General features: G+C 40.1%; 20 protein-coding genes. 13 read left to right on the top strand and 7 right to left on the bottom strand.

Annotated elements, in window-relative coordinates; all coding sequences use genetic code 11:
* Positions 1-288: 288 nt before the first annotated feature.
* The 4 genes from PR709_RS18475 (at position 289) to PR709_RS18460 (ending at position 4,261) form a co-directional block, all read left to right on the top strand.
* Positions 289-1,077: an endonuclease/exonuclease/phosphatase family protein gene (locus PR709_RS18475; protein ID WP_171831120.1), complete on the top strand. Its 789-nt coding sequence runs from the start codon at positions 289-291 to the stop codon at positions 1,075-1,077.
* Between the two features lie 379 nt (positions 1,078-1,456).
* The gene (locus PR709_RS18470) at positions 1,457-2,644 is read left to right on the top strand and encodes an NAD(P)/FAD-dependent oxidoreductase (protein ID WP_272571095.1); all 1,188 of its coding nucleotides are present in this window, start codon (positions 1,457-1,459) and stop codon (positions 2,642-2,644) included.
* Positions 2,645-2,657: 13 nt separating this feature from the next.
* On the top strand, positions 2,658-3,050 hold the full coding sequence (locus tag PR709_RS18465) for a hypothetical protein (RefSeq protein ID WP_014656645.1): 393 nt from the start codon (positions 2,658-2,660) through the stop codon (positions 3,048-3,050).
* 17 nt (positions 3,051-3,067) lie between these two features.
* On the top strand, positions 3,068-4,261 hold the full coding sequence (locus PR709_RS18460; protein ID WP_004922949.1) for a methionine gamma-lyase: 1,194 nt from the start codon (positions 3,068-3,070) through the stop codon (positions 4,259-4,261).
* 58 nt (positions 4,262-4,319) lie between these two features.
* Here the strand turns inward: PR709_RS18460 and PR709_RS18455 are convergent, their stop codons facing one another.
* Entirely contained in the window at positions 4,320-5,690 is a 1,371-nt protein-coding gene (locus tag PR709_RS18455) for an amino acid permease (protein ID WP_072502487.1), read from the bottom strand.
* A 156-nt stretch (positions 5,691-5,846) separates the two neighbouring features.
* Between PR709_RS18455 and queE the strand changes: the two genes are divergently transcribed.
* Positions 5,847-6,518 carry a 7-carboxy-7-deazaguanine synthase QueE gene (queE, locus tag PR709_RS18450; protein ID WP_014656642.1) on the top strand — a complete coding sequence of 224 codons (672 nt, stop codon included), beginning with the start codon at positions 5,847-5,849 and terminating at the stop codon, positions 6,516-6,518.
* Positions 6,519-6,552: 34 nt separating this feature from the next.
* Here queE and queD read toward each other — a convergent pair whose 3' ends face one another.
* Positions 6,553-6,915, bottom strand: a complete 363-nt coding sequence (gene queD / locus PR709_RS18445; RefSeq protein ID WP_004922942.1) for a 6-carboxytetrahydropterin synthase QueD — start codon at positions 6,913-6,915, stop codon at positions 6,553-6,555.
* A 237-nt stretch (positions 6,916-7,152) separates the two neighbouring features.
* Here queD and cysJ point away from each other — a divergent pair, with 237 nt between their 5' ends.
* From cysJ to PR709_RS18430, 3 genes are read left to right on the top strand one after another with little or no spacing between them, the layout of a single operon-like run.
* Positions 7,153-8,958, top strand: coding sequence for an NADPH-dependent assimilatory sulfite reductase flavoprotein subunit (gene cysJ, locus PR709_RS18440; protein WP_164456970.1), 1,806 nt, complete (start codon positions 7,153-7,155; stop codon positions 8,956-8,958).
* Positions 8,958-10,688, top strand: coding sequence for an assimilatory sulfite reductase (NADPH) hemoprotein subunit (cysI, locus tag PR709_RS18435; protein ID WP_141173648.1), 1,731 nt, complete (start codon positions 8,958-8,960; stop codon positions 10,686-10,688). Before cysJ ends, cysI begins: the two co-directional genes overlap by 1 nt.
* Complete coding sequence (locus tag PR709_RS18430) at positions 10,685-11,419, top strand: phosphoadenylyl-sulfate reductase (protein ID WP_014656638.1); 735 nt, start codon at positions 10,685-10,687, stop codon at positions 11,417-11,419. Before cysI ends, PR709_RS18430 begins: the two co-directional genes overlap by 4 nt.
* Positions 11,420-11,482: 63 nt before the next feature.
* On the opposite strand, the gene PR709_RS18425 is transcribed toward PR709_RS18430, so the two are convergent.
* From PR709_RS18425 to treR, 5 genes are all read right to left on the bottom strand, one after another.
* Positions 11,483-12,871 carry a carbohydrate porin gene (locus PR709_RS18425; RefSeq protein WP_004922935.1) on the bottom strand — a complete coding sequence of 463 codons (1,389 nt, stop codon included), beginning with the start codon at positions 12,869-12,871 and terminating at the stop codon, positions 11,483-11,485.
* A gap of 55 nt (positions 12,872-12,926) precedes the next feature.
* A complete protein-coding gene (gene pgmB, locus PR709_RS18420; RefSeq protein WP_004922933.1) occupies positions 12,927-13,574 on the bottom strand; it encodes a beta-phosphoglucomutase in 648 nt (215 codons plus the stop codon).
* The gene (locus PR709_RS18415; RefSeq protein ID WP_141173649.1) at positions 13,567-16,290 is read right to left on the bottom strand and encodes a glycoside hydrolase family 65 protein; all 2,724 of its coding nucleotides are present in this window, start codon (positions 16,288-16,290) and stop codon (positions 13,567-13,569) included. Before PR709_RS18415 ends, pgmB begins: the two co-directional genes overlap by 8 nt.
* A 25-nt stretch (positions 16,291-16,315) precedes the next feature.
* Complete coding sequence (treB, locus tag PR709_RS18410; protein ID WP_004922928.1) at positions 16,316-17,737, bottom strand: PTS trehalose transporter subunit IIBC; 1,422 nt, start codon at positions 17,735-17,737, stop codon at positions 16,316-16,318.
* A gap of 121 nt (positions 17,738-17,858) precedes the next feature.
* Positions 17,859-18,824: a trehalose operon repressor TreR gene (treR, locus tag PR709_RS18405; RefSeq protein ID WP_004922927.1), complete on the bottom strand. Its 966-nt coding sequence runs from the start codon at positions 18,822-18,824 to the stop codon at positions 17,859-17,861.
* A 312-nt stretch (positions 18,825-19,136) separates the two neighbouring features.
* Here treR and cysG point away from each other — a divergent pair, with 312 nt between their 5' ends.
* From cysG to ftsB, 5 genes are all read left to right on the top strand, one after another.
* Complete coding sequence (cysG, locus tag PR709_RS18400; protein WP_004922925.1) at positions 19,137-20,549, top strand: siroheme synthase CysG; 1,413 nt, start codon at positions 19,137-19,139, stop codon at positions 20,547-20,549.
* A gap of 15 nt (positions 20,550-20,564) precedes the next feature.
* A complete protein-coding gene (cysD, locus tag PR709_RS18395; protein ID WP_004922922.1) occupies positions 20,565-21,473 on the top strand; it encodes a sulfate adenylyltransferase subunit CysD in 909 nt (302 codons plus the stop codon).
* 11 nt (positions 21,474-21,484) lie between these two features.
* Entirely contained in the window at positions 21,485-22,927 is a 1,443-nt protein-coding gene (cysN, locus tag PR709_RS18390; RefSeq protein ID WP_040132390.1) for a sulfate adenylyltransferase subunit CysN, read from the top strand.
* A gap of 5 nt (positions 22,928-22,932) precedes the next feature.
* Positions 22,933-23,538: an adenylyl-sulfate kinase gene (gene cysC, locus PR709_RS18385; RefSeq protein ID WP_036943996.1), complete on the top strand. Its 606-nt coding sequence runs from the start codon at positions 22,933-22,935 to the stop codon at positions 23,536-23,538.
* 399 nt (positions 23,539-23,937) lie between these two features.
* Positions 23,938-24,237 carry a cell division protein FtsB gene (gene ftsB, locus PR709_RS18380; protein WP_004922916.1) on the top strand — a complete coding sequence of 100 codons (300 nt, stop codon included), beginning with the start codon at positions 23,938-23,940 and terminating at the stop codon, positions 24,235-24,237.
* Positions 24,238-24,246: the final 9 nt, after the last annotated feature.

The raw sequence follows: 24,246 nt of genomic DNA, 5'->3' as shown, positions 1-24,246 counted from the left end.
ATCAAGCCCCGTGAGATAACTCACGGGGCTTTTTTTATCTGTGCTTTAACCTCTTCCTGCATACTACATTTCTTCAATAGATTATGAACCTGCTTAGCGCAAACCATGTGTTTGATGCTTGCAAAATGCTATGAATAATTCAGAAATGGTTAATGAACAGATAATTATCAGTGGAGTTTAGCCTTAACTACATAAGATATAACAGGGTAGGTTTGATATACTACAAGCCATATGGTTTATAAAATTGCTAAAATGCTTTTAACTTCTAATTTTGTAGGGATCAGAAACGTGGCGAAAAGAACCTATTCTGTCAGATATATTGCAGGTCAACCCGCTAAACGTATTCAGCCAATGCCTGTACATATGTTAGGAGAATCATTACCCGTGGGGCTTCCCCTATTTGCGGCGGGAGAAACCTTAGATGTTGTGACATGGAATATTTATAAGCAACAGCGACCTAACTGGAAAAAGGTCCTTAATGAGTTAGTTAAAGATAAAAAACTGATTCTACTTCAAGAAGCTCAAATGTCGCCTGAGCTTATTTCATTCGCAGCCTCCCACAAACTGATAGCAGATCAAGTGCCCGCGTTGCCTTTTTCTCAGCATCCTGCTGGCGTAATGACATTAGCAACTGCTCATCCTATCTACTGTTGCCCGCTACGCGAAAAAGAGCCGTTATTGCGTTTAGCAAAATCGGCATTGATAACAGTTTATCCCTTGCCTAATGGGGAGCATTTGATGGTTGCAAATGTGCATGCCATAAACTTTAGTTTTGGTGTTGATGTTTATACAAGGCAATTAAGTAAATTAGGTGAGCATATATCGAAACACGTTGGCCCTGTACTTTTGGCTGGAGATTTTAATGCGTGGAGCCGCCAAAGGGTTAACGCCTTAAAACGCTTTGTTAGAAGCGTGGGGCTTAAAGAGGTTAACTATGATACTGATCAGCGCACTAAAGCGTTTGGACGGCCTTTAGATTATCTCTTTTATAGAGGCTTAAAAGTGAAAGATTGTTATGTCACAAACACAGATGCTTCAGATCATAACCCAATTATTACTCAGTTTGACTTAGTATAAAAATTATTTGAGTACCTACCTATTAGTAATTTCATACTTAAAAAGCCATTTATAGTTATTCTGCTCTTACGATAAACATTATCGATATGTCAGTTGCTGATAATGTTTATTTGGCTAAAAACAAATATTTATTATTAGACTGTATAAATAGGTTAGTCTTAAAATGAATGTTATTATTTTCATTCGGTAATTAAAAATAAAGATAACTATAATCTTGCTTATTTTTATTTAATGATAATTCACTGAATGTAATTAGTTTTATTTGGTGGATGAATATTAATTATTAATTAAATGTATGGCGAATTAATTAAATTAAACTATATTTATATATCTATATGATAACGATTTAACACAACTTAAATAATAGGTGGGTTAAAGTATGAAGCATATCGTCATAGTCGGTGGTGGTACAGGTGGTACAATGTTAGCGAATATCCTTGCAAGGAAACTTAATAAGGATATTTTTTCTAAAAAAATAAAAATAACATTAGTGACTGATAACCCTACTCATTATTATAAACCAGCTTTTATGTATGTTGCATTTAACTTATTCTTTAAAGAGGAGTTAAGTCGCCATGAACGATCGTTATTACGGCCCGAAATTAATTTAGTGATTGATAAAATTGAGTCCTTTGACTTTAAAAATAAAGAACTAAAGTCAAATAGTGGTAAGACTTTAAATTATGATTACTTAGTTATCGCGACAGGATGTGTTCCTAGGCCAGATAGAATAGAAGGGTTAAAAGAAATAGGTAACCACTTCTATTCTTATGAGCCAGCAAGAAAGTTAGCAGATCAATTATCAAAAATTGAAAAAGGTAGGATCTTTATCACCGTATCATTTCCTGAAACGCCAAATGTTCCTCATCAATGTGGTATTGCACCAATGGAAACGACATTGATGTTAGATGAATTTTTACGTAAACGTCGTGTAAGAGACAATATTGAAATTGTATACACCTACCCGACAGTCTCTCAATTATTACGTAATTGCCTTTTCCTTCAACAACCTGTTTGTGAAGCTATCCCTGAGATTTTTAATATAAAAAATATTAAAGCTCAACGAGGTTTTACATTAAGTAAAGTAGATCCAGACAAGAAAGTCGCTTATTCACAAGAAGGTGATGAGCAGCCTTTTGATATTTTAATTAGCACTCCGCCAATTACAGCTGTTGAAGCTGTGATTAATGCAGGCTTAAGTGAGCACAATAATGGTGAAGGCTGGCTCCCAACAGATCATGAGACCATGCAAGTCTACGGCACAGATGGAGTGTATGTAATCGGTGATACCGTTGATTTGCCTATCAGTAAAGCAGGAGGGAGCTGTCATAACCAAGCTGGGATTATTGCTGATAATATTTTTGGTGAATTAACTTATGGTTATCCTGCGGCTATTTATGATGGGCGTGTACAAGCCGTTGCTCAAATGGGATTAAATGCAGGTATGCCATTACAGTATGACTATAAACATGATGTTATCCCAATACCTGCAACTAAGGTGGGAGGACTACTCAGAAATAGTTTCAATAGAGGTCTTTATTGGGCTGCTATCCGTGGTTTAGTGTAAGAGGGTAATTATCATGTCAAATGAAAATACGCACTCCAAACTTATTGAGCTACTTAATTCAGAGTCTGTAGATCATTTCGCCGAGAAAATATCACCACTGCTGCATTTAAAACGCTTAGATAATATCGTTGATCTACTTTCTTTAGTTTCTGACCTTGTTGATATTCTTGATTTAGGTACGGTTGAAAAATTATCCAATTCATTCGAAGACACGTTAACGCCAGTTTGGGAGCTAGGAACGGCATATAACATGGCTAAGATGGAGGCGATATATGATGATAAAACGCATAATTTTCGTTCAGTTTATAGCTTGTTAAAAGATCCAAATACTTTACGGGGGATTAGTATCCTATTAAGAACGTTGCAGATTATGGGTTCTAGGATACCTCAATCCAATGAGAAGTAATTTTTTAGGAGAGTGGTATGAGCTTAAATCAGAGGAATGCTTTTGATACTCGAATAATACACAGTTTTTATGACCAGCGTGAAAACAAAGGGGCGTTGGTTCCGCCTATATATCAAACCTCAACTTATTCATTTAGCAGTGCGGAAGAGGGAGCCGCCTGTTTCAGTGGTGAGAAAGAAGGCTATATTTACACAAGAATTAATAATCCTACGCTAGATTTGTTAGAAAAAAGGCTCGCTGATTTAGAAGAAGGTGAAGCAGCGATTGTATTTTCGTCAGGAATGGGAGCCATTACATCGACTTTTTGGTCTCTAATGAACCCAGGTGATGAGCTATTAGTTGATATGACGGTTTATGGGTGTACTTATTCCTTTTTTCATAATGGACTCGAGCGATTCGGTATTCAGGTACGCCACATTGATATGAGTGACCCTAAAAATGTAGCTCAAGCGATCAGCAAAAAGACGAAAATGATTTTTTTTGAATCCCCAGCTAATCCTGATATGCGCTTGGTGGATATACAAGCGGTAACGAATATTGCTAAGGAGCATAATATTATTGTCGTTGTTGATAACACCTATTGTACTCCTTATCTACAAAAGCCAATCACATTAGGCGTTGATATTGTGATCCATTCATTAACCAAGTATATGAGTGGTCATGGTGATGTTATTGCAGGCGCAGCCATAACAACAAAGGAAATAGCGAAGCAGATCCGGCTAGTTGGGTTAAAAGATATGACGGGAGCGTGTTTATCACCTCATGATGCGAGTTTGATTATGCGAGGAATGAAAACGCTCTCTGTTCGTATGGAGCGTATTGTGAAGAGCGCTCAACAGATAGCACAATATCTCTCTTCTCATCCTAAAATTGCATTTGTCATTTATCCAGGCTTGCCGAGCTTTAAACAATATGAGCTAGCCAAAAAACAAATGAAATTACCTGGCGGCATGATTGCCTGTGAAATTAAAGGCGGCATGGAATCAGGTAAACGCTTTTTAAATCGTTTAACGCTATTTTCACGAGCAGTGAGCTTGGGGGACTGTGAATCCTTAGCACAACACCCTGCAAGTATGACACATTCAACTTATACACCAGAAGAACGACAATATTATGGGATAAGTGATGGATTACTGAGATTATCGATTGGACTAGAGGATGTAAATGATTTGATTGCCGACCTTGAGCAGGCTCTTGAATTAGAAAGTTAATGATAAAACGCCCCATCAATGATGGGGCGTTATGTTGTGTTTTGCAGATAGGATTATTTTAATTATTTTTTTGGTAATTGCGCATTATAAAGTAGGCAACAGTAAGTATCACAACCCAAACACAACCGACGATTAAAGCCACTCGTGTGTTTTCAAAGAACCCAAGTAATGCGATAACAAATACCATAAAGGCAATCGTCACCATAGGGCCGACCGGCCAAAATGGTACAGGGAACTTGAGCTGTTTAATCTCTTCTTGGCTCATTTTACGGCGCATAGCAACCTGCGAAAGCAAGATCATTAACCATACCCAAACAGTGGCAAACGTTGCAATTGAAGCAATAATCACGAAAATTCGCTCAGGTAAAAGGTAATTTAAGTATACGCCAAGCAGCATAACGGCTGACATCACCAAGACGGTTACCCATGGCACACCATTGCGTGTCAACTTAGTGAAAGCGCTAGGTGCTTGTTTATCTTGAGCCATGCCGTACATCATTCGACCAGCACCAAAAATATCACTGTTAATGGCCGAAATGGCGGCGGTGATAACAACGATGTTTAGAATGTTTGCGGCAGAAGAAATATTCAGACTAGAAAAAATTTGCACGAATGGGCTACCGTTTTGCCCAATTTGGTTCCATGGATAGATACACATTAAGATAAAGAGTGTTAAACCATAGAATAGCAAGATCCTAATAGGCACGGCATTAATTGCTTTAGGGATGGTTTTCTCTGGGTTTTGAGCTTCGCTTGCGGTGATACCAATCACTTCAATCCCACCAAATGCAAACATAACAATGGCGAGAGAGGCAATAACGCCAGTAATGCCATGCGGCATAAAACCACCATGTTCCCATAGGTTTTGCAAGCCGACAGCGTGGTCTGTCTCTTTACCAAAACCGTAGAACATTAAGAAGGCACCACCGATAATCATGGCAATAATCGCGGTCACTTTGACTATCGATAACCAGAATTCAAGCTCACCAAATATTTTAACGTGACATAAATTCAGCGCACCGATAAATAAAACGATGCTGAGTACCCATACCCATTGATCAACATGAGGGAACCAAAAGCCCATATACATCCCGAAGGCGGTGATATCTGCAAGGCAGACAACCAGCATTTCGAAAACATAGTTCCATCCGGTTAGAAAGCCTGCTAATGGCCCCATATAGTGGCTGGCATAGTGAGAAAATGACCCTGGAACTGGGTTATGAACCGCCATTTCACCTAAAGCACGCATAACCATAAAAACGGCAGCGCCCCCTATCATATAGGCGATGAGTACTGCGGGGCCGGCTGCTTGTATGGCTGAAGCGGAGCCATAAAAGAGGCCTGTACCAATCGCTGACCCTAAGGCCATAAAGCGAATGTGCCTGACACTCAGTCCCTTTCTGAGTTGATTTTTTTTACTACTTTGCATTTTTTGTCCTGTCTTTAATTACCGAATATCGTTTCGGTTTTTTTAATCAGATGTGCTTTATCAAATCCAAGCTGTTTACATTACCATAAAGTGGGTTAACCGCGGATAGATATCTGCGATATAATACGTATTAAGATGACAATGCCAGAGAGTGCGATGAATTACCCAATCAATGAAATTTTTCAAACATTACAAGGTGAAGGTGTGTTCACCGGTGTTCCTGCTGTTTTTATTCGCTTGCAAGGCTGCCCAGTGGGTTGCAGTTGGTGCGACACCAAACATACTTGGGAGAAAGAAGAGAGCAAAGCAACAACACTTGGTGATATTGCACTAAAAACCGTTGATACAGATACATGGGCGCTGGCGGATAGTCATGAATTAATCAACCTCATGAAAAAACAAGGGTATACAGCTAAACATATTGTTATCACAGGGGGAGAGCCGTGTATTTACGATCTGCTTCCTTTAACGTGTGAGTTAGAAAATCAAGGCTATCAGTGCCAAATTGAAACGAGTGGCACTTATCCTATTCAATGCTCAGATAAAACATGGGTAACGGTATCACCAAAAGTGGGGATGAAAGGGGGATTACAGGTGCTTACGGAATCAATTAACCGAGCAAATGAAATCAAGCACCCTGTTGCGCGTGAAAAAGACATTGAAGAGTTGGATAAATTGTTGGCAAAACGAACCGAAAAACATGCGCCAGTTGTTGCATTACAGCCTATTAGCCAAAAAAGCTTAGCAACCAAGTTATGTATCGATACGTGTATTGCGCGAAATTGGCGTCTTTCTATTCAAACCCATAAATATCTTAATATCGCCTGATGTGCCGCGTTGAACACGGCATACCAGAAAGTGTCTATTCGCCGCGGTAAATACAGCCAGCATTACAGGTTTCTTTCACTGTCACGGCACTGAGTAATGGTAAGAGGGGTTTGGTTTTATGCCAAATCCAGCTTGCCAGCACCTCGCTGGTTGGATTTTCGAGGCCTTCAATATCATTTAAGTAATAATGGTCGAGTTGATCTAAAATTGGCTTAAATGCTTTTTTGACATCACTAAAATCGATAAGCCATCCACTTTTTTCCTCGACTTCGCCTGTCAGCTCTAATCTTACCATGAAAGAATGGCCATGGAGGCGACCGCATTTATGACCTTCAGGTACATAGGGAAGTTTGTGTGCCGCTTCAAAATGAAAATCTTTATAGATGCTTGTTCTCATAACTAACTCCTTATAAATCGAAATGCAGCGTATTCTACTGTAATTTGTACTCCGAGCATCTTATTTTGTCGAATTATCACTAACCATTTTTATGAGTATGATTCACTAACTATTTTCATTAGGCTTTTTAGCTATTAGTTATGGCGATCGTTTCTTATCCCGTTACGAAAGGGTGTTATAACCTGACAAACTATCGGGGTAGTAATTTATGATGAGCAACTCTGGGGTTATAAGATAATGACAAAAAAACAGTCTCCAATTTCGGCATTGCCAATATCTATGGAGCAACTTGCACGCTTACAGACAGCCGTGGATGATTTTTCATCTCACCAATTAGCTTGGTTGTCTGGATATTTGTGGGGAATGGTAAACCAAAATACAGTGACTAGCACACCTGTGAGTGCTCCCGTGCCACAGGACGAAACGATTACAATCATTTCTGCTTCACAAACTGGCAACGCGCGCCGTTTATCTGAACAACTTAGAGAAAAGTTGCTCAGCGAAAAGCTCAATGTGAATTTAGTGAATGCAGGAGATTATAAATTTAAGCAGATCGCGCAAGAAAAAATATTGGTGATAGTTGCATCAACACAAGGAGAAGGCGAGCCTGCTGAGGAGGCGGTTGCATTATATAAATACTTGCACTCCAAAAAGGCTCCAAGCCTGAATGAAACGGCATACGCTGTTTTCGCATTAGGCGACTCTTCCTATGAGAAATTCTGTCAAGCTGGTAAAGATTTTGATACGCAGCTGGCTCAATTAGGCGCCAAGCCATTACTTGCACGTATCGATGCCGATGTAGAGTATCAAGCAATTGCAGATGCATGGATTGAGGAACTGAGCCAATTACTTAAAGCGCGAGTGCCAACGCAAAGTACTCATCAACTTGTTGCGGCTCAGGTAGGGAGCGTAGATGAAATTCATTCATCACCTTACACTAAGACGTCGCCACTTACCGCATCTTTATCGGTCAATCAGAAGATCACAGGGCGCGGATCACTAAAAGATGTTCGCCATATTGAGATTGATTTGGGGGATTCAGGGTTACGCTATCAGCCTGGTGATGCGCTTGGGGTGTGGTTTGATAATGATCCTGCTCTTGTTGAGGAGCTTATCGGTTTATTATGGTTAACCGGTGATGAAAAGGTTCAAGTGGCTGAACAATCATACACACTACGCGATGCACTGACTCACCATTTAGAGTTGACACAAAACACCCCTCTTATTGTTGAAAAATATGCCAACTTGTCAAAAGACGAGACTTTATTGGGGTTAATAAGTGATAAGCAGGCACTTTTGCACTATGCACAAAATACTCCCATTGTTGATATGGTGAGACAAGCAGCCGCTCAGCCTACCGCTCAAGAGTTTGTTGAGCTTCTTCGACCATTGACCCCACGGTTGTATTCAATCGCATCTTCACAGGCGGAAACAGAAGATGAGGTGCATATTACTGTCGGCGTTGTACGTTATGACATTGATGGTCGTGCTCGTACAGGTGGTGCTTCTGGCTTTTTGGCTGATCGCCTAAAAGAAGGTGATGAACTGCGTATTTTTATTGAACACAATGATAACTTCCGTCTTCCAGACGACAGTACAAAACCTGTCATCATGATAGGCCCTGGTACTGGCATCGCACCGTTCCGTGCATTTATGCAGCAACGCGATAATGAGGAAGCGACCGGTAAGAACTGGTTGTTTTTTGGTAATCCACATTTTGTTGAAGATTTTCTCTACCAAGTGGAATGGCAACGCTATGTCAAAGAAGGTTTGTTGACCAATATTTCATTGGCTTGGTCCCGAGATCAAGCACAAAAAGTGTATGTACAAGATAAGTTGCGTGAACAAGGTGAGGAAGTTTGGCACTGGATTGAAGAAGGGGCACATATCTATGTCTGCGGTGATGCGAATCACATGGCTCGGGATGTGGAGCAGGCGTTGCTGGAGATTATCAGTCAATACGGAAACATGGATAGCGAATCGGCAGATGAATTTTTAAGTGAGCTGCGCGTGGAGCGCCGTTATCAGAGGGATGTCTACTAATGAGTGATAAAAAATACGGGCCTTTGGTCGTAGAAGGCAAACTGGCTGATAGTGAACGGATGAAAAACGAGAGTAATTATCTACGTGGAACTATCAAAGAAGATCTCAAAAATGGATTAAGTGGCGGATTTGAAGGGGATAATTTCCTACTAATTCGTTTCCATGGGATGTATCAACAAGATGATCGTGATATCCGAGCGGAGCGCGCTGAACAAAAATTAGAACCCCGCCATGCGATGATGCTTCGTTGCCGGTTGCCCGGAGGCATCATTACGCCTAAACAGTGGTTAGATATCGATAGATTCGCATCAGAACATACGCTGTATGGCAGCGTGCGTATCACTAACCGACAAACCTTCCAGTTCCACGGTATTTTAAAGGGTGATGTGAAGCCTGCACACCAAATGTTACATCATGTGGGGCTTGACGCATTAGCGACGGCAAACGATGTGAACCGTAATGTGCTTTGTACCTCTAACCCCGTTCAATCTGAGCTACATCAACAAGCTTATGAATGGGCGAAAAAAATATCGGAGCATTTACTGCCACGTACAAATGCTTATGCAGAAATTTGGCTTGATAAAGAAAAGGTGGCAACAACGGATGAAGAGCCAATATTAGGGAAAACCTATTTGCCTCGTAAATTCAAAACATCGGTAGTGATACCGCCATTAAATGATGTCGATTTACACGCCAATGACATGAACTTTGTAGCGATTGCTCAAGATGGGGAGTTAATTGGCTTTAACGTGTTAGTGGGCGGTGGTCTTGCGATGACTCACGGTGACATGGCGACTTACCCTCGATTAGCCAGTGAGTTTGGGTTTATTTATTTGAAAGATACGCTGGCGATTGCAGAAGCTATCGTGACAACTCAACGTGATTGGGGGAATCGGACAGAACGTAAAAATGCTAAAACAAAATACACGCTGGAACGTGTTGGTGTTGAAACATTTAAACAAGAAGTTGAAAGACGCTCTGGGGTGACCTTCGAGCCAGTTCGGCATTATGCGTTTACTCAACGTGGTGATCAAATTGGTTGGTTAAAAGGGATAGACGATCGTTGGCATCTCACGTTATTTATTGAAAATGGTCGTTTAATCGATTTGCCTAATAAACCACTAAAAACAGGTGTTGCAGAAATAGCTAAAATTCATCAGGGAGACTTTCGCTTAACGGCGAATCAAAACCTGATAGTTGCGGGAGTGCCTGAATCGGAAAAAGAGCGCATTGAAGCGATTGCACGTGAACATGGTTTGATCAGTGATGAGGTGACATTGCAGCGTGAGAACTCAATGGCTTGTGTTTCTTTCCCTACCTGCCCATTAGCAATGGCGGAAGCAGAGCGTTTCTTACCTGAATTTGTCAGTGAAGTAGAAAAAATCATGTCGTCACACGGCATCGGTAACGAGCATATTGTATTACGTGTGACAGGATGCCCAAATGGCTGTGGTCGAGCCATGCTGGCGGAAGTTGGATTGGTAGGTAAAGCGATTGACCGATATAACTTACATTTAGGTGGTAATCGTATCGGTACTCGAATTCCGCGCATGTATCGAGAGAATATTAGTTCGGCGGAAATTTTAACTATCTTAGACAATTTGATTGGTCGTTGGGCAAAAGAGCGGGAAGATCAGGAAGGTTTTGGCGACTACTTAATTCGCGCTAATGTAGTGAAACCAGTACTGAATTCAGCTATCGATTTTTATGAAGTGAAGGAGGCGGTATGAGTCAACTCAAACTTGCCGAAGTACTTAAATTAGATAAAGTGCAACAAGCTGAATATTTATCAGCATTGAATGTGCAATTGGAAAAATTGAGTGCTATTGAGCGAATCGAGTGGGCATTAGATAATTTGCCCGCTAAATTTGTATTGTCATCCAGTTTTGGCATACAAGCGGCGCTCATGCTACATATGGTGACACAAGTGATGCCCGATATTCCTGTTATTTTAACGGATACTGGGTATCTTTTTCCTGAGACTTACATCTTCATTGAAGAGTTAAAAGATGAACTCCATTTGAATTTGCAAGTTTATCGCTCCCCATTATCTCCAGCGTGGCAGGAAGCTATTTATGGCAAATTATGGGAACAAGGAACTGAGGGGATAGATCTATACAATCAAATTAATAAGGTTGAACCGATGAATCGAGCTTTGCGGGAGTTAAAAGCGCAAAGTTGGTTCTCGGGGCTGCGTAGAGAGCAATCGAAGAGTCGTGCCACGCTGCCCGTACTGAGTATCGGTAAAGGGGTATTTAAAATATTACCAGTGGTTGATTGGAATAATCGCCAAGTACATGAATATCTGACCAAATATGATTTGCCTTATCACCCTCTTTGGGAGCAAGGGTATTTATCTGTTGGTGATACACATACCACTCGTAAATGGGAGCCTGGTATGAGTGAAGAAGAGACCCGCTTTTTCGGTCTTAAACGCGAATGTGGGCTTCATGAAGGGTAAGTTACTGCAAATAGCTTGAGTGGCTGACCTGATAAATCAGCCACTCAATGTTTAATTCAATTTTTAGAATAAGTATTTAAATCTGACTCTGGAGCCATAACGATCTTTATCGCTATTTTTCACTTCGATATCTTTTCCATCAATTACAGAGTAGTAAGCGCCGATATAAATTTTAAAATTATCCATATCAAGTATGTTTGGTAACTCATATGAAGTATATAAAGTGTGAATATCATATTTTCCTGGACCAAAAATAACTTCATTATCGATGTCACTATCATAATTTAATGCGTAGGACTTGATATCATTATGAGCGTAAATATAACCCAGCTGCAAGCGGCGCCATAAAATATTGGCACCAGTAGTAAAATCTGTTTCATTGCTAGCATCTAAATAAGCCGTACTCCAGTTTACGTCGATACCATTTGTTGGATCATCTTTTAAGCTATTCCAACCTAGAGTTAAACCATATCCATTACGCTTAGATTGGTTTTTAAACTCACCTGTATTTTTATCTTCATAACCATAAGCATTTTTAATAACATTACTTTCAATGGCGGCGGCTACTTTAAAGTTGTCTTTATTCCAAGCGATCACAGGTCGAACATAGATAACATTTTTCTTATTGATTTGTTTTCGCCCATGGTATTCGCCATCGGTAAAGATACTGGTGCCATCTTCGATTAATAGATTTGTTTCAAAATACCAATTATCGTATTTAGTATTAAACATCATGCTGCCGCCACTATTGCTTCTTCCTCGGCCCTCTTTCATCATATAGATATAGCCAAAGCCATCACTATAGGTATCATTCGCGGTATTACCTGAATACTCAATAAAGGTATCTTGATTTAATGGGAACATATCGTAGGCTTCATAGCGGCCTAATTTTATTTGCCAACTCTCTTTTTTACCAAAGTAGAATTTGGCATCATCTAAACCAATTTGTCCATTAATATTAGCGAGTGGTTGAACGGAAAAGCCTGCATAGTTGTTATTCTTTAAAGAACGCTCACCATCAAGTCCAATTAGAATACGGCCATTAATTCCCCATTTATCATAATCACCAAAATCTTTATCTTTTCCTGCCTGAGTATTTACTGAGGTCAGTTGCCCTTTTTTACTAGCAATATCAGTATTAAATTCGACATCACCGTAAAGTTTAAGCTTGCCATATTGGCTATTGGTTTCGATTAAATGTGGGGCTTCAGTATGATTTGTCGTAGCTGTTGTATTATTGATTGGCTGATTAATAACTTGACGATTTTGTAATGCTTTTTCTAAATTAGCTGCTTTTTGTTCAGCAAGTTCTGCTCTTTTTTCAGCAGCAAGTGTTCTTTGCTCTAAAAGCGCTAAACGTTGCTCTATTGATAGAGAACTTGTATTAGCTTCGGTTATAACAGGCATAGCTAATCCTAAGCTAACAGCAGTAGCTAATAGTTTAGTTTTCATTCTTTATTCCTTGTTTATATCTGGATGGAAAACAGAGTTTCCATCCGATAATTTATTATTTGATTAGTGTATGTATGTCTATTTCAGTTAATGAGTGCACTTCACGATCAGCTTCAGGCAGTGGGCCTTCAGCGATAATACCAATAGCATAAATCCTCGCTTTTTTAAGGGCTTGTATTCCTGCCATTGAATCTTCAAAACCAACACAATACTGAGCAGGCACATCAATGAGCTGCGCTGCTTTTAAAAAGATTTCAGGATCGGGTTTACCTTGTTTTAATGACTTAGGATCAACAATAGATTGAAAATAGTGCTCTATAGCCAATTTTTTCAATATAGTTGGCGCATTTTGGGATGCAGAGGCAATAACACAAGGTATATTGTATTGGTTAGCCTGCTTAATTAAATCTAATACGCCGGGTAAAATATCTTTTGGGCTAATGTTATCAAGTAACTTTAGATAATATTCATTTTTCCTTTCAGAGAGCATATTTTTCTCTTCAATAGAAAATGAATTTTGCTTATTACCATGGCGTAAAATTTTATCTAATGACTCTACTCGGCTGATTCCTTTTAAGGATTGGTTGAATTGTTCATCAATTTCAATTCCGATTTCGCTAGCCAGCTTTTTCCAAGCTAAATAATGGTAACCGGCGGTATCAACAATAACACCATCAAGATCAAATATGAGTCCTTTAACCATTAGCGTTACCCTCATTAGAATTTAAGGAAAAAGGTGTATTAGGAACAAGGCTATAGAGGTGGTTATTGATTGATATTGTGCATGCTTTATCACTCATCACCGTAATATTGTTATGAGTTACCCTGATGTGGAACAAAACACATTGGTGTCTTAATTTAAAACTCAGCCCTTGCCACTGTTTAGGTAACGAAGGCGCGATATTAAGAATATCTTGTCGAATATCGACACCAGCGTAAGCCATGATCGTAGTATTTAAAGTCGCTGCCATCACTCCGGTATGTATGCCTTCAGCCGTCGTTCCACCTTGGATATCGTTGTAATCTGAGTACAAGGCATCCTGATAGAGTTGCCACGATAGGTCATGGAGCTGTATTTGTTCGGCTAAATAAGCATGAACAATGCGCGATAAGGTTGAGCCATGAGAGGTGCGTTCAAGGTAATAATGTAGATTTTTCTCCGCAAAGCTTTCAGATAATGAGTAGCCCAGAGATTCAATTAAAGATTTCACAGTTGTTTTATCTAAGTTATTAAACAACATGAGTGTGTCGGCTTGTTTAGCGACTTTGAAATCATCTGCTGATTTATTTTCTTTACGTAGGATCCGATCCATTCGGTAAATATTGCCATACTTCTGGCGATAGCTTTCCCAGTCGAGATCATCTAACGCAAAGTAGCCTGCAAATTGTTCAATAACGTCATCTTGATTTAGCGTGACAGCGAGCTGCGTTTTAATTTGGCAGAGCTTGTCGAGCGTATTTGCAGAAAAACCAAATTCAGATAATTTGTCAGTAAAACGTTTATCGCGATACAGCGTCGTCATCTCATTGAAAAGCCACGCCACCATTAAATTGGTATAGGCATTATCTTTTAGGCCGCCTTCTTGAGCATCGGCATATTTTTCATGAAATTCATCGGGGCCCATGACGCCACTGATATGAAAACGTTGGTCTTGCTCATCCCACTGACATAGGCTAAGCCAAAATAACGTGATGTCATTGAGCAGCTCTAAGCCATACTCTTCCATAAATGGGTTATCAAGGGTATTACGCCAATATAGCCACACGTTGTAAGCGATGGCTAATGAAACATGGCGTTGGCGACAACTGTGGTCAGGATCCCACTGACCAGATAATGGATTTAAATGCAGAACTTGAGTTTGCTCTGTACCATCGTGACCTGACTGCCATGGGAACATAGCGCCTTGGAAACCGGCGGCCTTCGCTGCGAGTCGGGCAGTTTCTAATCGGCGATAACGATAGAGTAAAAGTTGGCGAGCGGTATTAGGGAAGTGCATGATATAAAATGGGAAAATGAAAATTTCATCCCAAAAAATATGCCCTCGATAAGCTTCTCCGTGTAGCCCTCGTGCGGTGACGGAAACATCAAGTTTATTTTTTTCGTTACTAAACGGTGACGCTGATGAAAGTAAATGGTAGGTATGTAGACGTAATAATTTTTGCGTCATTAAATCCCCTGATACTGCAATATCAGCTTCATCCCATAAAGTTTGCCATGCTTGTTTTGTTTCTGCTAACTGGGTTTGCCAAGCGGGAAGTTCCCACTTCGTAACATCTTGCCAATTATCGGGGTAAGCCGTAGATGTGGTTAGCGCGACACTTTTTTCAACAGTATAGGGGGTATTTTTCTGAGCATTGAATGTGATACTTTGCTCAACAACTGAGTCAGAAAAATGGCAAATAATGTCTTGTGGTGAAAAGAAATCACCACAAAGAGAGGATGCTAAGCCAATCCCTATTTTTGATTGATGAGTTTGAGCTAACAGATAAGCATTTTGTTGCTTTGCACCACCTTCTAACACACTGTAATGGTTTTGATTTAGGCTACGATATCGTTCTACTCCTGCATTACAAGTGTTCCCTTCTAAGCGAGTGAGAAGGGTCATTTCGCCAGAAAAATTTAACGGAATAAATTGGTAATGTAGGCAGTAATGAGACATATTTGCCATATTGGCAAACTTGAAACAGCGAATATTCAGTTGTTTCCCGTCTGTTGTTTCAATAAGCCAGTCAGAAGATAGGACACCGGTTTTAAAATCTAAATGGCGGGTTAGAGCAAGTGTGGTTACATTATTTGGATGAATGTAGTCGCCATCTCCGATTTTAAGCGAAATAAACTGGCCATTCGGTGCATTAACAAAGTCTTCGTTGACCACTTGGTGATCGTTGACTTGAGAGGTTGCTTGATTATATAGGCCTGCAATATAAGTTGCAGGGTAATAATCATGACTCGCTGTCATCTCCGGTAATGTACCGCGCAGGCCAATATACCCATTTGCCACCGTTAATAGTGACTCTTGGCAATATTCATCTTTCCCTGATGTTAAACCGGAATACTCAATTGACCAAGTAAGTTCTTTTTCCCGATGAATGAATTTCCTCTCTAAGCTGTCCTGTTGATTTACTTCCCTGATATTTTCAATAATAAATGGCTTATTAAGAGATTCTGTAAATAAATTTGCGACATCAATAGTTTTATTATCTTGTGTTTTTATCACATAAGATTTTTTTCCATCGTCATCGACTGGCCATTGTATAACGCCACCGTCAATCAATTGAAAGTCGCTATTTATTTTCTTAGCGATATTTAACCAGTCATGATAAGTACTATTTACGGTGTCAAAGGTGTAATCATATTTATTATTATTGTACTCAACAGACACGCTGATATCTGTAAAAGCAATGTATAAGTAATTCATAATAAACCTTAAATTTGATGATATATTAATTAGCTTGTAGCGTGCCTTTTCTTTCTTTATAGCGATAGGCGATAACGGTTAATGCAATGGGAACGACAACGGCGACGACCATAGCGAACAGGTAAACTAACCAATAAGTTGGTTGTATCGATAAAATGCCAGGTAAACCACCCACACCAATACCATTAGATAGAACATGGTTTAAACCACAAATCAGTCCTGCGAGTGAAGCACCAACCATCGCACATAGCATAGGGAAGCCATATTTTAGGTTAACACCATACATAGCCGGCTCTGTTACACCTAAATAGGCTGAAATAGCGGCTGGGATAGTAATTTCATGTTCATTTGCTTTACGGCTAACAATAATGATACCGACAACCGCTGAAGCTTGGGCAATATTTGATAATGCGATAATAGGCCAAATAGGGGTGCCGCCGTAACTTTGAGTCATCTGTAAGTCGATCGCTAAGGTTGTGTGATGTAACCCTGTGATCACCATTGGCGAGTAGAAAAAACCGAAGATAGCTGAGCCAATAGGCGCAAAGTCACCTAGCATTAATAGCTTGATGACTTCGGCAATACCATTGCCAATGCTTCTGCCAATAGGGCCTAAAATAACGTGTGCGACGAAGACTGAGATAATCAATGTGACGATTGGAACAATAACCAATTTTAAATAATCGGGAATGTAACGGCGTAAACGGGTCTCAAACCAGCCGAGGAATAAACCTGCTAAGATAGAAGGGATGACTTGCGCCTGATAACCGACTTTCTCAATTGTAAACAGCCCAAAGTTCCAAACATCAGGGATTTGTGAGCCTAAATTATAGGCATTCATTAGCTGAGGAGAAACTAAAGTGATCCCTAATACTAAACCTAGGGCTGGGGTACCCCCCATCTTTTTAGTTGCAGACCAGCAGATGCTAACAGGTAAAAAGTGGAATATTGCTTCGCAAGGTAACCATAGGAAATCATAAATAGGCTTTAACCAAGGATAAAAATAGGTTAAAGGTTTATTATCCGATACAGGCATCTCACCAATAACGTTACGCAAACCTAAAAGTAAACCACCACAAATTAAAATAGGTAATAGTGGTACGAATATTTCTGCCAAATTTGCGATAAGCCTTTGCCAAAAACTCATATTTTTTTTGGCGTCAGACTTTACTTCATCTTTACTTTTTGTTTCTAACTCAAGATGCTTTGAAAGAATTTGATAATAGTGGTCAACATCGACACCAATAATAACTTGGAACTGTCCGGCATTATTAAAACACCCCTTAACAAAAGGGATTTGTTTTATTTTATCTATTTCTGCGATATTAGGGTCATTAAGAACAAAGCGCAGCCTTGTTAAGCAGTGAGAAACACTAATAATATTATTTTTACCGCCAATCAGTGCAATAAGCTCTTCAATGGCCTTTAAATCTTTGGCACTAGGCATATTTATTTTCTCATCGTAGTTATGTTTTTTTTAATATATATCCTTATTTGCATTATTTGAACGGGAACGTTCCCATAACTAGACGATGATCACAAGTAATAATAATTATTTTCTTAAGTTATTAATTTAATTTATCACTGGAGATAATGATTTTTTGTGGCGGAACATCTTCTTTTGCCATTTTAATCAATATATTAGCAGCCTCTTTCCCACTCTCTCTAAAGCCTAAACGGTAGAATTTGGTTTGAGGAAATAAAAAGGCCAATAAATCATTTCGCCCAATACAGGCCACATCGATATGATTCATGTTTTGTTCGGATAAGTATTTTTGTACACCAAATGCTAATGAGTCTGTTGCGCACAGTATGGCTTGTGGTGATGTGGTTAAGATCTCTTTAGCAAGCATATAGCCACTTTGGTAATTAAGTTCACCTAATTGTGCGTGAGGGGTTAAACCTTGCTGCTGACAATAGTGTAGATAAGATTGGTAACGAAGTAGGCCCGTTGTTTCATCGTGAACATTGATCCCGATATAACTTATTTGTTGGTAATTTTTTTGTTTATGAAAATAGTGCATAAGGTTTTTAACCGCACTTTCATCATCGTGACAAATAGAGACAAAACCTTCTAATGGTCGCGCAATAACAACCATTTTTTGTTTCCAATTGGAGAGCTTATTGATATCAATGCCTGAAAAAGCAAAAAAGACAATCCCATCAACCTTTTGGCGAGCAAGCATTTTTAAATGTTCCTCAACTTTTTCCGGTTTAAATTGACTCTCTAAAATAATAGGGTCGATATTATTTTGATAGAAAATAGGTAGCATGGAACTGACTGCTTGGTTTTCAGCGTAAGAATCTAAACGCGTCATGATGATGCCGAAAGAGCGGTTTGAATAGCCTCGCATTGCACGGGCAGATTTTGAGGGAGTAAATTGGTATTTTTCAATTATTTGATTAACTTTTTGCCGAGTCTCTTCATTAACCATTGGGTCTTGATTAATCACCCTTGAAACTGTTGATTTACCTACGCCACATAGCTTTGCAATATCATTAATGGTGAGTTTCTTTTTATCCGTTTTTATCATAATGTTTTGTCTTAATTAGCTAAATACTTATAAAGGCTTAGTCATTTATATTTATTTTCTATTTATGTGCTTAGTCTAACTCATTTTTTTCAAGGCATCTGTAGAAAAGAAGCGATCAATACTTATCTTAGTCGTGAAATCGCGTTTTGCTTTGATGCCATTATGAGTATTTCTTCTTCATAACTCATTAGGCTGACTTATTCCTTTGCGTTACATCTAATGAATTTTTGGCATTTCATAACCCAACTTGCACGCCATATAGTCAATTTAAATGGTTGTCATAAAAAAGTGATATAACACCGGAAGAGCAAGATGGAATATTTACCGTTATTTGTGGATCTTCGATCCCGCAAAGCTGTGCTAGTTGGCGGCGGCGATGTTGCAGCACGCAAAGCAGAGCTATTGCTTAAAGCTAATGCCGCGCTTGTCGTCATTTCTCCGACATTAAACCCACTCTTACAGCGCCTTTATGAGCAAAATGCATTTGAGTGGATTAAAGGTGAGTATCACTCTGCACATATTGAGAAGGCATATTTGGTGATCGCTGCAACTGATAACCCCTCATTGAATGAGAAAGTTTTTCATGATGCGGAGTCTCAACACACCTTTGTAAATGTGGTTGATGAAAAGCCGCTATGCTCTTTCATTGTGCCTTCAATCATCGATAGAGACCCTGTCGTTGTTGCTATTTCATCGGGGGGAACGGCTCCCGTACTTGCTCGTTTATTACGCGAAAAACTGGAAGGGATGCTACCACATTCACTAGGCCAGATGGCTGAGATAGCAGGGCGCTGGCGCGAAAAGGTGAAAGAGTCTATTACCAGCATGCGTGAGCGCAAACGTTTTTGGGAAAAAAGTTTTAATGGTCACTTTGCCTCATTGGTTGAAAAAGGCCAACTTTCACAAGCAGAGCAGCAGTTAGAGAAACAACTGTATGAGCAAGATACTAGCGGGGAGCTGACCCTTGTTGGCGCAGGCCCCGGAGACGCAGGGCTATTAACATTAAAAGGTCTGCAAGTTTTGCAAAATGCAGATGTTGTTTTATACGACAACCTTGTTAGTGAGGAAGTGCTTGATTTAGCACGGCGTGATGCAGACAAAATTTGTGTTGGAAAGCGAGCTCATCGTCATTCAGTTCCCCAAGAAGAGACCAATTCGTTAATTGTCAAACTAGCGAAACAGGGGAAAAAAGTCGTACGTTTAAAAGGTGGTGACCCCTTTATTTTTGGTCGAGGTGGCGAGGAGCTTGAAGTGGCTGCCGCCGCAGGTATTCCTTTTCAAGTGGTTCCCGGTATTACAGCAGCGATTGGTGCGACAGCGTATGCGGGGATCCCTTTGACGCACCGTGAACATTCTCAAAGTGTCACGTTTATCACAGGGCACTGTAAGAATGATGGGAATGAATTAGATTGGCCAGCTTTGGCTAGAGGTCATCAAACCTTAGCCATTTATATGGGAACGGTAAAGGCGGATAGCATTAGTAAACAATTGATTTATTTTGGGCGCTCCCCAGAAACCCCTGTGGCAGTCATCGGTTGTGGTACACGCAGTAACCAGCAAGTGCTTAGTGGTCAGTTGCATGAATTAGAAGCACTTGCGCAAAAAGCGCCTTCGCCTGCTTTATTAGTGATTGGTGAAGTCGTCGCATTACATCAACAGTTAGCTTGGTTTGGTCATCAAGTCGTGGAAAACAGATGGCGTTCAGCCGTGCTGGAATTGGCTTAATAGAAGGAGGCCATCATGAATGAAAAACGATTGACCCATTTGCAGCAGTTGGAAGCTGAAAGTATTCATATTTTACGTGAAGTGGCTGCTGAATTTGCAAATCCAGTGATGCTTTATTCAATAGGCAAAGATTCATCCGTTATGTTGCATTTAGCGCGTAAGGCTTTTTATCCAGGTAAATTGCCATTTCCATTATTACATGTGGATACAGGGTGGAAATTTCGTGAAATGTATGAATTTCGTGATAAAACGGCGAAAAACTATGGTTTCGAACTCCTAGTTTACCGGAATCCAGAAGGGGAGGCGCTTGGTATCAATCCCTTTATACATGGTAGCGCAAAGCATACAGACATTATGAAAACGGAAGGTTTAAAACAAGCGCTGGATAAATATGGTTTCGATGCAGCATTTGGGGGGGCAAGGCGTGATGAAGAAAAATCACGCGCAAAAGAGAGAATATACTCTTTCAGAGACCGTTCACACCGTTGGGATCCTAAAAACCAACGCCCTGAATTATGGCATAACTATAATGGGCAAATTAATAAAGGCGAGAGCATTCGCGTCTTCCCACTATCCAACTGGACAGAACTGGATATTTGGCAGTATATCTACTTAGAAAATATCGATATTGTGCCTCTCTATTTTGCAAAAGAGCGCCCTGTATTAGAGCGGGATGGCACACTATTGATGGTAGATGATGACCGTATAGATTTAAAAGCGGGTGAAGTGATTGCGAAGCGAAAAGTGCGTTTTCGGACGCTAGGGTGCTGGCCATTAACGGGGGCTGTTGAATCACAGGCAGAGACCTTACCTGAAATTATCGAAGAGATGCTGATATCCACGACGAGTGAACGTCAAGGTCGGTTAATCGATAGTGACCAAGCTGCATCAATGGAGCAAAAGAAGCGTCAAGGGTATTTTTAAGGGGAAACGTTATGGCAGATTTAGCATACAACGAAATTATTGCGGAACAAATTAAGCAACAAGGTGGAGTTGAAGGCTACTTATTAGCACAGCAACACAAAGGGCTATTACGCTTTCTAACCTGTGGCAATGTTGATGATGGTAAAAGTACCCTGATTGGTCGCTTATTACATGACACTCGACAAATTTATGAAGATCAACTTTCTGTGTTGCAAAATGACAGTAAGCGTATAGGCACACAAGGAGAAAAATTAGATTTAGCATTGCTGGTGGATGGCCTTGCTGCGGAGCGTGAACAAGGTATTACGATTGATGTCGCTTACCGCTATTTTTCGACCCAAAAGCGCAAATTTATTATTGCGGATACGCCGGGCCATGAACAATATACGCGTAACATGGCGACAGGCGCCTCAACTTGCTCACTGTCTATTTTGTTGATCGATGCTCGAAAAGGAGTTCAAGAGCAAACTCGACGTCACAGCTTTATTAGTACACTGCTGGGTATCCGTCACTTAATTGTAGCAGTTAATAAGATGGATTTAGTGGATTACAGTGAAGCTGTATTCGAAAAAATTAAGCAAGACTACCAAAAATTTGCTACCGAATTACCTGTTGATCTGAATGTTTGGTTTGTACCGATTTCTGCTCTTGATGGCGATAATATTGTTAACAAAAGCCAAAATATTCCATGGTATCAAGGTGAAACACTACTACACATTTTAGAAAATGTTCAAGTCCAGCAAAAAGCCTCAGAGCAGGCATTACGCTTCCCGATCCAATATGTGAATCGGCCAAACTTGGACTTTAGAGGCTATAGTGGAACCTTATCTTCAGGGATTGTGAGTATCGGTCAATCTGTTAAAGCATTACCATCGGGTCAAGTCTCTAAAGTTAAAGATATCATTACATTCGATGGTGCTTTGCAGTTTGCTGTTCCGGGGGAAGCAATCACATTAGTGTTAGAAGATGAGATTGATATTAGCCGTGGAGATTTAATTGTTGCAGAAAACGATACGTTGCAGAGCACTCATCATGCCTTGATTGATGTGGTTTGGATGTCGGAGCAGCCACTTGTTCAAGGGCAACAGTTGGATATCAAAATCGCGGGCAAAAGAAGTCGCGCCAAAGTTGAAAATATTCACTATCAAGTCGATGTTAATAACTTAACACAAAAGGTCGCTACTGAACTGCCGCTTAATGGTATTGGGCTGGTGGAGTTCTCTTTTGATGAGCCACTATTATTAGATAACTATCAACACAATGCTGATACAGGTGGCATGATCCTAATTGATAGGCTCACGAATGTTACTGCGGGAGCCGGCTTAGTACGTGAGGTTACCGGACAGTTTATTGAGCAAAAAGATAACTTTAGCGAGTTTGAAATTGAACTCAATAAATTGATTCGACGCCATTTCCCTCATTGGGGAGCGCGTGATTTACTCGGTGGAAAATAAACATGATGGCGCTAACGGATAATCATATTGTTTGGCACGATCATCCCGTCACTCGGCAAGCTAGAGAAGTGGCAAATGGGCATAAAGGCGCGGTATTGTGGTTTACAGGGTTATCAGGATCAGGTAAATCGACATTAGCGGGAGCGACTGAGCAAGCTTTAGCCGCGATGGGAATAAAAACCTATCTGCTTGATGGTGATAATGTACGTCATGGTTTATGTGGTGATTTAGGGTTTAGCGAGGCGGATAGACAAGAAAATATCCGCCGGATTGGTGAAGTAGCTAAATTGATGGTCGATGCTGGCCTAATCGTCGCAACGGCTTTTATATCGCCTTATCAGGCAGATAGAGCGCGTGTTCGTGACCTATTTGAAGAAAATCAATTTTTTGAGCTTTACGTAGCAACCCCCGTAGAAGTGTGTGAACAGCGCGATCCTAAAGGGCTTTATAAACAGGCCAGAGCAGGAAAAATTAAACAGTTTACGGGGATCGATTCTCCTTACCAAGAGCCGCTAAAACCCGAGTTACGGCTTGATGGTTTACAGCCTATCAACGACTCGGTGACAAGGATTATTCATCTGTTAACTCATCAACAAGTGATTAAGATTTAAACTATTCTTCATGAGATGATGTTGCTGGATAGATGCGATTTTCAGTAACATCTCTTCGCGTTCATCTGTCATTTCCCCTTAGCTTTCCTGAACATAAGACCCACTTGGGTTAGTCTTGGTCTTCTATAGTGGCGTTACATAAGTGCAAAATATTTTGCATGAAGGCTCGTGTTTTCGTTGGTGAATTTTACTCAGTTAGGTAATAGTTTGATGATAGGCATAGAGATAAGATTTGATTCTGGATGAGAAATTAAACAAAGGACATATTGTTAACATTAATTTGAGTGAAATTTAGCCATTTAACCGGTAATTTTTACTTACTTTTATGACATTACTTTCTTCATAGTAGCGTCATGAGCTCAGTTATGGGATGATTAGCTAATCATTTCAGGGGGCAAAATGGGCAAATTAACGCTTCTATTAATCGCCGTATTGGCTTGGACACAATATTCTCTATGGTTAGGGAAAAATGGCATTCACGATTACGTCCGAGTCAAAGACGATGTTGCGGCACAAGAAATTATCAATTCTCGCTTAAAAGTGCGTAATGAGCAGCTATTTGCTGAAATTAATGACTTGAACGATGGTCAAGATGCTATTGAAGAGCGTGCCCGTACTGAGCTTGGAATGATCAAACCTGGTGAATCATTTTATAGAATGGTAAAAGAGAGTAATAACCAAAAAGAATCTAAAAATTAATAAGTTATA

The sequence above is a fragment of the Providencia sp. PROV267 genome (assembly GCF_028477825.1).
GTDB classification, from domain to species: domain Bacteria; phylum Pseudomonadota; class Gammaproteobacteria; order Enterobacterales; family Enterobacteriaceae; genus Providencia; species Providencia stuartii.
The sequence above is the reverse complement of the archived record's forward strand: the minus strand, read 5'-3'. Positions and strand labels throughout refer to the sequence as shown.

What these genes read in the sequence shown, in the direction of transcription:
- pgmB (WP_004922933.1), bottom strand. Translation starts at nt 13,574, where the DNA reads ATGGTTAAAGGACTCATATTTGATCTTGATGGTGTTATTGTTGATACC.
- cysN (WP_040132390.1), top strand. Translation starts at nt 21,485, where the DNA reads ATGGCAGATTTAGCATACAACGAAATTATTGCGGAACAAATTAAGCAA.
- PR709_RS18430 (WP_014656638.1), top strand. Translation starts at nt 10,685, where the DNA reads ATGAGTCAACTCAAACTTGCCGAAGTACTTAAATTAGATAAAGTGCAA.
- treB (WP_004922928.1), bottom strand. Translation starts at nt 17,737, where the DNA reads ATGCCTAGTGCCAAAGATTTAAAGGCCATTGAAGAGCTTATTGCACTG.
- queD (WP_004922942.1), bottom strand. Translation starts at nt 6,915, where the DNA reads ATGAGAACAAGCATCTATAAAGATTTTCATTTTGAAGCGGCACACAAA.
- cysD (WP_004922922.1), top strand. Translation starts at nt 20,565, where the DNA reads ATGAATGAAAAACGATTGACCCATTTGCAGCAGTTGGAAGCTGAAAGT.
- PR709_RS18425 (WP_004922935.1), bottom strand. Translation starts at nt 12,871, where the DNA reads ATGAAAACTAAACTATTAGCTACTGCTGTTAGCTTAGGATTAGCTATG.
- PR709_RS18465 (WP_014656645.1), top strand. Translation starts at nt 2,658, where the DNA reads ATGTCAAATGAAAATACGCACTCCAAACTTATTGAGCTACTTAATTCA.
- treR (WP_004922927.1), bottom strand. Translation starts at nt 18,824, where the DNA reads ATGATAAAAACGGATAAAAAGAAACTCACCATTAATGATATTGCAAAG.
- cysJ (WP_164456970.1), top strand. Translation starts at nt 7,153, where the DNA reads ATGACAAAAAAACAGTCTCCAATTTCGGCATTGCCAATATCTATGGAG.
- PR709_RS18460 (WP_004922949.1), top strand. Translation starts at nt 3,068, where the DNA reads ATGAGCTTAAATCAGAGGAATGCTTTTGATACTCGAATAATACACAGT.
- PR709_RS18470 (WP_272571095.1), top strand. Translation starts at nt 1,457, where the DNA reads ATGAAGCATATCGTCATAGTCGGTGGTGGTACAGGTGGTACAATGTTA.
- PR709_RS18455 (WP_072502487.1), bottom strand. Translation starts at nt 5,690, where the DNA reads ATGCAAAGTAGTAAAAAAAATCAACTCAGAAAGGGACTGAGTGTCAGG.
- queE (WP_014656642.1), top strand. Translation starts at nt 5,847, where the DNA reads ATGAATTACCCAATCAATGAAATTTTTCAAACATTACAAGGTGAAGGT.
- PR709_RS18415 (WP_141173649.1), bottom strand. Translation starts at nt 16,290, where the DNA reads ATGAATTACTTATACATTGCTTTTACAGATATCAGCGTGTCTGTTGAG.
- ftsB (WP_004922916.1), top strand. Translation starts at nt 23,938, where the DNA reads ATGGGCAAATTAACGCTTCTATTAATCGCCGTATTGGCTTGGACACAA.
- cysC (WP_036943996.1), top strand. Translation starts at nt 22,933, where the DNA reads ATGGCGCTAACGGATAATCATATTGTTTGGCACGATCATCCCGTCACT.
- cysI (WP_141173648.1), top strand. Translation starts at nt 8,958, where the DNA reads ATGAGTGATAAAAAATACGGGCCTTTGGTCGTAGAAGGCAAACTGGCT.
- cysG (WP_004922925.1), top strand. Translation starts at nt 19,137, where the DNA reads ATGGAATATTTACCGTTATTTGTGGATCTTCGATCCCGCAAAGCTGTG.